Origin of the sequence: Klebsiella sp. Ech2A, from assembly GCF_030078455.1 — a bacterium.
GTDB lineage: Bacteria > Pseudomonadota > Gammaproteobacteria > Enterobacterales > Enterobacteriaceae > Klebsiella > Klebsiella terrigena.
This window is the reverse complement of the sequence record NZ_JAQGFU010000182.1, coordinates 1-8,895: the sequence shown is the minus strand read 5'-3', so window position 1 is coordinate 8,895 and position 8,895 is coordinate 1. Positions and strand designations below refer to the sequence as shown.

The 8,895-nt window shown below is 60.3% G+C and carries 9 protein-coding genes and 1 pseudogene; 5 read left to right on the top strand and 5 right to left on the bottom strand.

The window, feature by feature from the left end:
- Window positions 1–389: pseudogene (locus PFH44_RS22120) on the bottom strand (ABC transporter substrate-binding protein); the annotation flags it as partial.
- A 1-nt stretch (window position 390) separates the two neighbouring features.
- Here PFH44_RS22120 and surE point away from each other — a divergent pair.
- Entirely contained in the window at window positions 391–1,098 is a 708-nt protein-coding gene (gene surE / locus PFH44_RS22115; protein WP_283826155.1) for a 5'/3'-nucleotidase SurE, read from the top strand.
- Entirely contained in the window at window positions 1,092–1,718 is a 627-nt protein-coding gene (locus PFH44_RS22110; protein WP_041146940.1) for a protein-L-isoaspartate(D-aspartate) O-methyltransferase, read from the top strand. The genes surE and PFH44_RS22110 overlap by 7 nt, the downstream gene beginning before the upstream one ends.
- Window positions 1,719–1,820: 102 nt before the next feature.
- Here the strand turns inward: PFH44_RS22110 and PFH44_RS27965 are convergent, their stop codons facing one another.
- Window positions 1,821–1,952: a peptidase gene (locus PFH44_RS27965; protein ID WP_241723694.1), complete on the bottom strand. Its 132-nt coding sequence runs from the start codon at window positions 1,950–1,952 to the stop codon at window positions 1,821–1,823.
- On the opposite strand from PFH44_RS27965, the gene nlpD reads away from it, so the two are divergent.
- Window positions 1,894–2,970: a murein hydrolase activator NlpD gene (nlpD, locus tag PFH44_RS22105; protein ID WP_349632137.1), complete on the top strand. Its 1,077-nt coding sequence runs from the start codon at window positions 1,894–1,896 to the stop codon at window positions 2,968–2,970. The two genes, PFH44_RS27965 and nlpD, sit on opposite strands and share 59 nt — an antisense overlap.
- Window positions 2,971–3,122: 152 nt before the next feature.
- Window positions 3,123–4,115 carry an RNA polymerase sigma factor RpoS gene (gene rpoS, locus PFH44_RS22100; RefSeq protein ID WP_004866938.1) on the top strand — a complete coding sequence of 331 codons (993 nt, stop codon included), beginning with the start codon at window positions 3,123–3,125 and terminating at the stop codon, window positions 4,113–4,115.
- 65 nt (window positions 4,116–4,180) lie between these two features.
- On the opposite strand, the gene PFH44_RS22095 is transcribed toward rpoS, so the two are convergent.
- Together PFH44_RS22095 and PFH44_RS22090 are read right to left on the bottom strand one after the other, a co-directional pair.
- Window positions 4,181–4,558 carry a DUF4440 domain-containing protein gene (locus PFH44_RS22095; RefSeq protein WP_283826153.1) on the bottom strand — a complete coding sequence of 126 codons (378 nt, stop codon included), beginning with the start codon at window positions 4,556–4,558 and terminating at the stop codon, window positions 4,181–4,183.
- Window positions 4,555–5,769, bottom strand: coding sequence for an MFS transporter (locus tag PFH44_RS22090; RefSeq protein ID WP_283826152.1), 1,215 nt, complete (start codon window positions 5,767–5,769; stop codon window positions 4,555–4,557). The genes PFH44_RS22095 and PFH44_RS22090 overlap by 4 nt, the downstream gene beginning before the upstream one ends.
- A gap of 109 nt (window positions 5,770–5,878) precedes the next feature.
- On the opposite strand from PFH44_RS22090, the gene PFH44_RS22085 reads away from it, so the two are divergent.
- The gene (locus tag PFH44_RS22085; protein ID WP_283826151.1) at window positions 5,879–6,766 is read left to right on the top strand and encodes a LysR family transcriptional regulator; all 888 of its coding nucleotides are present in this window, start codon (window positions 5,879–5,881) and stop codon (window positions 6,764–6,766) included.
- 81 nt (window positions 6,767–6,847) lie between these two features.
- Here PFH44_RS22085 and mutS read toward each other — a convergent pair.
- Window positions 6,848–8,895 (bottom strand): DNA mismatch repair protein MutS (mutS, locus tag PFH44_RS22080; RefSeq protein WP_283826150.1); only part of this gene is annotated, 2,048 nt, incomplete at its 5' end.

The following is an 8,895-nucleotide window of genomic DNA, read 5'->3' as shown; positions in this document are numbered from 1 at the left end:
TGGACGGTTCCTTTGCCGCCGTTGGCCTGAATTACCGAGACGGTAATTTTCTGCGTATCGACCGACGCCTTCAGCTGGGCAATCTGCTCCCGATAGCGCCGCTCGAGCACCGCCAGCCGCGCCTCGGAGCCGGTCAGCTGCGCCAGCTTCGCGTAAATGCGCGGCGCGCTGCCCTGCAGATGGTCGATGCTCACCGTCGGGGCTATCTTCTCCAGCTGTTCCACCGAGACGTGGCGGCTGGGCTCGGTAATAATCAGGTCCGGCCTGGCCGCAGCCACCGCTTCGAGATCGATATCCGCGGTGCCGATAAACTGAATATCGCTGTTATCAAAATCGATGCCGGTAAGCTGGGCGCTGGAGCGCAGATAGTGGCTACCGTCGGGACGCGTACTGGCGAAGGCCTTACGGGAATTCGCTGAGGTCCAGGTTGTCGCACCCGATCGTAACCGCAGCGGCGCATCGAACTCCCTGACGCTGGAGTCTTCACTACGTACCTTCACCTTTGACAATGGCGATATCGCCGTCCAGATGGGCACGCCCACGGACTGCGTCTATCTCGGCGTTAACGCCCTGATGCGCCCTCGTCCGGATATCGTGGTCTCTGGTATCAACGCCGGACCGAATCTTGGCGATGACGTTATCTACTCCGGTACCGTTGCCGCGGCGATGGAAGGCCGTCACCTTGGCTTTCCGGCGCTGGCCGTTTCGCTAAACGGCCATCAGCATTACGCCACCGCGGCGGCCATCACCTGCACCATTCTGCGCGCGCTCAGCCGCGAGCCGCTGCGCACCGGACGCATTCTCAATATCAACGTCCCCGATCTGCCCCTTGAGCAGATTAAAGGCATCCGCGTGACCCGCTGCGGCAGCCGCCATCCGGCCGATCAGGTTATCCCGCAAAAAGATCCGCGCGGCAATACCCTGTACTGGATTGGCCCGCCGGGCGAGAAGCACGATGCCGGGCCCGATACCGACTTTGCGGCGGTAGATGAAGGCTACGTCTCGGTGACGCCGCTGCACGTTGATTTAACCGCCCACCAGGCCCATGAAGTGGTCACCGACTGGCTCGATCGCGTCGGAGTAGACAGCCAATGGTAAGCAAACGTGTTGAAAGCCTGCTGAATCAGCTCCGCACTCAGGGCATCGTTGACGAGCGCGTGCTCGAAGCGATTTCGCTGGTGCCGCGGGAAAAGTTTGTCGATGAGGCCTTCGAACATAAGGCGTGGGAAAACACCGCGCTGCCGATTGGCCAGGGGCAAACCATTTCGCAGCCCTACATGGTGGCGCGGATGACGGAGCTTCTGACGCTGACGCCGGAGTCGCGGGTGCTGGAAATTGGCACCGGCTCGGGCTACCAGACGGCGATCCTGGCGCAGCTGGTGCATCACGTCTGTTCGGTCGAGCGAATTAAGAGCCTGCAGTGGCAGGCGAGGCGCCGCCTCAAACAACTTGATTTACATAATGTTTCAACCCGTCACGGCGATGGATGGCAGGGTTGGAAGGCGCGAGCACCTTTTGATGCGATTATTGTCACCGCCGCGCCGCCGGAAATTCCGCCGGCCCTGCTGGCGCAGCTGGATGAAGGTGGCGTGCTGGTTTTACCGGTAGGTGAAGAGCATCAGTTTCTGAAACGGATCCGTCGTCGCGGCAATGAGTTTGTCATTGATACCGTCGAAGCCGTTCGCTTCGTTCCCCTGGTACAAGGGGAGCTGGCGTGAGACCCGGATTATTCCAGGTTTTTTTTGCCTGATTTTAGGCGTAGGGTGGACACATTTTCAGTGTCCTGGCCGGGCGTTTCCCGGTAAGCAAGATATTGGTAGTTAACCTATTCCTGGGGGATAAATGAGCGCGGGAAGCCCAAAATTTACCTTAAGCCGTATTGCGGCACTATCGCTGGTTTCACTCTGGCTGGCAGGCTGTTCGAATACGAATAATCCGCCTGCGCCGGTCAGTACGGCGGGAGGCGCCTCCTCCTCCGGAACCAGCTCCGGGATGCTGATTCCCCCGCCGGCGAAAACGGGCGTTACCGCCGTGCCTCAGGTGCAGCCGGTTCAGACCCAGCCGACCCAAATTCAGCCGATGGCCCAGCAGCCGGTAGCCCAGCAGCCGGTGCAGACCATGAACGGCAAGATCGTTTATAACCGCAAATATGGCGATATTCCGAAAGGCAGCTATACCGGCGGCAGCAGCTACACCGTCAAACGCGGCGACACGCTGTTCTATATTGCCTGGGTGACCGGCAACGATTTCCGCGACCTTGCTGAGCGCAATAATATCCCGGCGCCGTACGGCCTGAACGTCGGCCAGACGCTGCAGGTCGGCAACTCCGCGGGCCAGCCAATCACCGGCGATAACGCCGTTGCTCAGGCCAGCGCTCGGGCCAGCGGAGGTGCGACGGCGGCCGCACATCCTGCACAAAAATCAACCGCAGTGGTTGCGTCACAACCAACTATTACGTATTCTGAATCCTCAGGTGAACAGAATGCTAATAAGATGTTGCCGAACAATAAGCCAGCAACGACGGTCGTTGCGCCGGTTACGGCTCCAGCTATTAGCAGCAACCAACCGACTGCAAGCAGCACGTCAACCAGTTCGCCGATCTCTTCATGGCGCTGGCCGACTGATGGCAAGGTTATCGAGAACTTTAGCGGCGCCGAGGGCGGTAATAAAGGCATCGACATTGCAGGCAGTAAAGGACAGGCTATCGTCGCGACCGCTGATGGACGCGTCGTCTATGCCGGTAACGCACTGCGCGGTTACGGTAATCTTATTATCATCAAACACAACGATGATTACCTGAGTGCCTACGCTCATAACGATACCATGCTGGTCCGGGAGCAACAGGAAATTAAAGCGGGGCAGAAAATCGCTACCATGGGTAGCACCGGAACCAGCTCGACAAGATTACATTTTGAAATTCGTTACAAGGGGAAATCCGTCAACCCGCTGCAGTATTTACCGCAGCGATAATTTGGCGAAGTACGCATAAGCATAACGTCAGTTAAAAGGCGCCGGGGCGGTCAATGCCGCTCTGCATTGGGGCTAAAAAGCTGTCCTGGCGACGTTTAAATGATATTTAGCGAAGGTGCTTTGCTCAGGGATCACGGGTAGGAGCCATCTTTATGAGTCAGAATACGCTGAAAGTTCATGATTTAAATGAAGACGCGGAATTTGATGAGAACGGAGTTGAGGTTTTCGACGAGAAAGCCTTAGTAGAAGAGGAACCCAGTGATAGCGATCTGGCCGAGGAGGATCTCCTGTCGCAAGGCGCAACGCAACGCGTGCTTGATGCGACACAGCTCTATCTTGGTGAGATTGGTTACTCCCCGCTGCTGACGGCTGAAGAAGAGGTCTACTTCGCCCGACGCGCGCTGCGTGGTGATGTCGCTTCACGCCGCCGGATGATAGAAAGTAACCTGCGTCTGGTGGTAAAAATTGCCCGTCGTTACAGCAATCGTGGTCTGGCGCTGCTGGATCTGATTGAAGAGGGCAACCTGGGGCTGATCCGCGCGGTTGAAAAGTTTGACCCGGAACGTGGGTTCCGTTTTTCAACTTATGCAACCTGGTGGATTCGTCAAACGATTGAACGGGCGATTATGAACCAAACCCGTACCATTCGTTTACCTATCCATATTGTTAAAGAGCTGAACGTCTATCTGCGTACCGCGCGCGAGTTGTCCCATAAGCTGGACCACGAGCCGAGTGCGGAAGAGATTGCCGAACAGCTGGATAAGCCGGTTGATGACGTTAGCCGCATGCTGCGTCTGAACGAGCGCATCACCTCGGTGGATACGCCGCTGGGCGGTGATTCGGAAAAAGCGCTGCTGGATATTCTGGCCGATGAAAAAGATAACGGCCCGGAAGACACCACGCAGGACGATGATATGAAACAAAGCATCGTCAAATGGCTGTTCGAACTGAACGCCAAGCAGCGTGAAGTCCTGGCGCGTCGTTTTGGCCTGCTGGGCTATGAAGCCGCTACGCTTGAAGATGTAGGTCGTGAAATTGGCCTGACCCGCGAACGCGTGCGTCAGATCCAGGTTGAAGGCCTGCGCCGCCTGCGGGAAATCCTGCAGGGTCAGGGGCTGAACATCGAAGCGCTATTCCGCGAATAAGACATTTTTCTTAAAAAAGGCCCGATCCTTCGATTGGGCCTTTTCCTTTTCTGGCCTGCCTTATTCTACCCCTGCCAGGTCTCCTGCAGGTGGCGCCACAAAATCCGCTCATCCTCCTGCCTGAACACCACCGTTGACCAGCGCACCGTCGGCGCCTGTCCAGGAAGGGTCTGCGTTTCCCGATAGAGAACCGCCGCGCCGTCGTGCCAGCGGGCAAGCTCCGTGAGGCTATCAATGGCGATGGTCAGGCCCGTGCGGCTGCCGCCGGCCTGCTGGAAAAAATCGCTGACCGTTGGATAGTCCATACGGGCGCCGCCGGTGGTGAGCAGCGTAAAATCCGGGGTAAAGCGCGCCATTAACGCCTCCGCGCTCCCTTCCTTGCGGCCTAACCAGCTTGCAATAACCACGTGGGCATCAAGAACTTCCTCAAAATATGCGCTCATTTCTTCTCCATTTTGCTATGCAGGCGCAGGACCAGCGCCCGGTTGTCGAATCGCAGACAGCTCAGCAGGGGGATAAGGGTTACCCCGGCTGCGGTAATAAACACCCCGCGCCACGCCAGCGCGGTGGGGTAGTGGTGGAGCAGGACGCTGAGCAGCGCCGCCAGCAGCGCCGCGCCGGCTAAAAAGCTGAGCTGGCGGTTGATATTCCACAGCGCGCTGGCGTCCGGCAGATGATGATTGGCGATATTCAAAAAGGCGCTGCTTTGCGCCGTGCTGCTGCACAGGCTGCCGCCCGCGCCCATCAGGGTGAAGGCGCTTATCAGGGCGATCGCCGGAGTCTGCGGGCCTACGCCGATCAGCAGCAGGATCCCCGCCGCCTGGAGCAGGCATCCGCTGATAATAAACGGCCGGGGGCCGAAGCGATTGTAGTATCTGCCGGTCAGCGTAATCGCCACAAACGATGCCAGCGACCACGGCAGCATCAGCGACCCGACGGCGGAAGGCGACATGCCGGTGAGGGTTTGCAGGTAAAACAGGCCGACCACGTTGATGCCAATAAACGTGCCGGGGACGCAGAGGTAAATCAGCATCGCGAAGCGCAGCAGCGGATCGGTCAGCAGCGGCAGGTGTAAAAAGCGCCTCGGACGCGTCGCCATCGCCTCTTTTTCAAGCCAGCAGGCGGCCAGGATAAGCGTCAGAAAAGCGACGGGCAGGCTGGCAAGGAAGACCCCGCGCCAGCTGAAGGTCTGCACCAGCAGCCCGCCAAGCGCCGGAGAGCAGGCAGGAGCCAGAAGCCCGACCAGCATCACCGCGGCGGAGAGCTTTGCCCGCTCGTGGCTCTGAAAGTACTGCCAGGTCATCGCCTGACCAACGGGAATTAATAGCCCGCCGCCCATCCCCTGCAGCGCGCGCCAGAAAATCAGCGTGCTCAGCGACTCCGCCATTCCGGCTCCCAGCGCCGCCGCGCTGAACAGCAGCAGCGACAGCAGAAAAACGCGCCGGGCGCCAAACCGCTGCGCAAGCCAGGCGCTGAAGGGGATCACCAGCGTGAGCCCGGCAATATAGCCGTTGCTGACCCAGGTGAGCTCCCCCACGGAGGCGTTAAGCGCCCGGCTCATGTCGGGAAAGGCAACGCTGGCGATGAACATATTGATTAAGTCGAGAAAAAAACCGAGCAGAAAAACGGTGGCAACCTTGCTGCGATACGTCATAGCGATCTCCGGTAAAGAAGGTCGCTACTCTAAACCCCTGCGTCGGAGGGATAAACGCGGCGAAGCGGGATATACTGTCTGATAATTTTTGACAATAAGCTGAATTAGCATGCTGAATCTGCAACGTATGGCGATGTTTGTGGCGGTGGTGGACTGCGGAAGTTTTACCGCGGCGGCGGTCGCCTTGGCTCAGACCAAGGCGGTGGTGAGCTTTAACGTGCGGCAGCTGGAAAGCGAGCTTGGCGTGACGCTGCTTTTACGCTCCACGCGGCGGCTGACCCTGACGGACGCGGGGACGGTGTTCTATCAGCGCGGCGTCGGGCTGCTGAAGGCGGCGGAAAATCTCCAGGATGAGGTGCGGGCCAACCACGCCGGGTTGAGCGGCGAGCTGCGCATCACCACCACCCCGGAGTACGGGACGCGGGCGATTGTTCCCGCCCTGGCCGAGTTTAGCCAGCTGCATCCGGCGCTGCGCGTGCGCCACGTTTCATCCTCGCACCACGCCGATTTAATCTCCGAACGCTTTGATGTCGCCATTCGTCTCGGGACGCTGGCGGACTCGCGCTACCGCGCGGCGCTGATCTCGCGTTTTGCGATCCTGCCCGTTGCCGCACCCGCGTGGCTGGCGCAGCATCCGCTGACAACCCTTGAAGAGCTGGCCCAGGCCGAGTGGGTTATTCACGAGCGCCTGCAAACCCCGCTGCGCTGGCAGCTCAGCGGTCGGGATCGCAAGGCTATCGACTTTGAAATTAAAAAGATCCCGCGCCTGTCGGCGGATAGCGCCAACGCGCTGATGGCCTTCGCCCTTGCCGGCAGCGGCGTGGCGCTGCTGCCGGAGTGGCTGGTGGCCTCAGCGCTGGCTCAGGGGCGTTTGGTTCATCTGCTGCCGGAGCTCAGCTTCCCACCGCAGGGGGTCTATGCGGTCTACCCGGACGCGCGGCACGTGCCGACCCGGGTGCGGGCGTTTATCGATTTTTTACGTCAGCGGGTGGGGTAACCTGACGTCTTCGGTCATTTCTGCGGTTCACTCCCGGGCGAAGCAGTGCCGCCCGGGAGTGACGATCAGAGGATAAGAGGATTACGCCAGGCTTTTCAGCCGATAGATCCACTCCAGCGCCTGACGCGGCGTCAGCGTATCGGGGTCAAGATGCTCCAGCGCTTCGAGAGCCGGGGAGGTCTCCTCCGGCGCCGACAGCAGCGACATCTGCGTGCCGTCAACCTGGGTCGCCGCGGCGTTGGGCGAAATGCTCTCCAGCTCGCGCAGCTTCTGGCGCGCGCGCTTGATCACCTCTTTCGGCACCCCCGCCAGCGCCGCGACCGCCAGGCCGTAGCTTTTGCTCGCCGCGCCGTCCTGCACGCTGTGCATAAAAGCGATAGTGTCGCCGTGCTCCAGCGCGTCCAGATGGACGTTAGCCACCCCTTCCATTTTCTCCGGCAACTGGGTGAGCTCGAAGTAGTGGGTGGCAAACAGCGTTAGCGCTTTTATCTTATTCGCCAGGTTCTCGGCGCAGGCCCACGCCAGCGACAGGCCGTCGTAGGTTGAGGTGCCGCGGCCAATTTCGTCCATCAGCACCAGGCTGTGCTCGGTGGCGTTATGCAGAATATTGGCGGTTTCGGTCATCTCGACCATAAAGGTTGAGCGGCCGCTTGCCAGATCGTCCGCCGCGCCGACGCGCGTAAAGATGCGGTCGATAGGGCCGATGTCGACCTTTTGCGCCGGAACGTAGCTGCCGATCCACGCCAGCAGCGCAATCAGCGCGGTCTGGCGCATATAGGTACTTTTACCGCCCATATTCGGACCGGTAATAATCAGCATCCGCCGCTGCGGCGACAGGGTGAGCGGGTTGGCGATAAACGGCTCTTTTAGCACCTGCTCCACCACCGGGTGGCGGCCTTCGACAATGCGGATACCCGGCTTATCGCTAAAGGTCGGGCAGCAGTAGTTGAGGGTTTCGGCGCGTTCGGCGAGGTTAATCAGCACGTCCAGCTCCGCCAGCGCACTCGCGCTCTGCAGCAGGTCGGCGAGATGCGGCAGCAGCATATCAAACAGGCGATCGTAGAGCTGTTTCTCCAGCGCCAGCGCCTTGCCCTTCGAGGTCAGCACCTTGTCTTCATACTCCTTGAGCTCAGGAATAATGTAGCGCTCGGCGTTTTTTAGCGTCTGGCGACGGACGTAGTGAATCGGCGCGTGCTGGCTCTGGCCGCGGCTGATCTGGATGTAGTAGCCGTGGACCGCGTTGTAGCCCACTTTAAGCGTATCCAGTCCCAGCCGTTCGCGTTCGCGAACCTCCAGCTTATCGAGGTAGTCCGTGGCGCCATCGGCCAGCGCGCGCCACTCGTCGAGCTCTTCGTTATAGCCCGGGGCAATCACGCCGCCGTCGCGCACCAGCACCGGAGGCGCGTCGATAATGGCCTTTTCCAGCAGCTCGCGCAGCTCGGCGAACTCGCCCATTTTATCGCGCAGCTGCTGCACCGGGGCGCAGGGGACGTCGGCCAGCATGTCGCGCAGCGCCGGCAGCTGCTGGAAGGCATGGCGCATGCGGGCTAAATCGCGCGGCCGCGCGGTGCGCAGGGCCAGGCGCGCCAGAATACGTTCGAGATCGCCGACCTGACGCAGCACCGGCTGCAGTTCGCCGTAGCGCTCCTGCAGGGCGCCGATGGTCTGCTGGCGCTCGCAAAGCACAGCGGAATTGCGCAGCGGCATATGCAGCCAGCGTTTAAGCATTCGGCTGCCCATCGGGGTGACGGTGCAGTCGAGCACCGAGGCGAGGGTATTGTCGGTGCCGCCGGCCAGGTTCTGGGTGATCTCGAGGTTACGGCGGGTGGCGGCATCCATGATAATGCTGTCCTGCTCGCGCTCCATGGTAATCGAGCGGATATGCGGCAGGGAGGTGCGCTGGGTATCCTTGACGTACTGCAGCAGGCAGCCCGCCGCGCACAGGCCGCGCGGGGCGTTCTCAACCCCGAAGCCCACCAGGTCGCGGGTGCCGAACTGTAAATTCAGCTGCTGGCGTGCGGTATCGATTTCAAACTCCCACAGCGGACGGCGGCGCAGGCCGCGGCGGCCTTCAATCAGCGCCGCTTCGGCAAAATCTTCGGCATACAGCAGCTCTGCCGGGTTGGTGC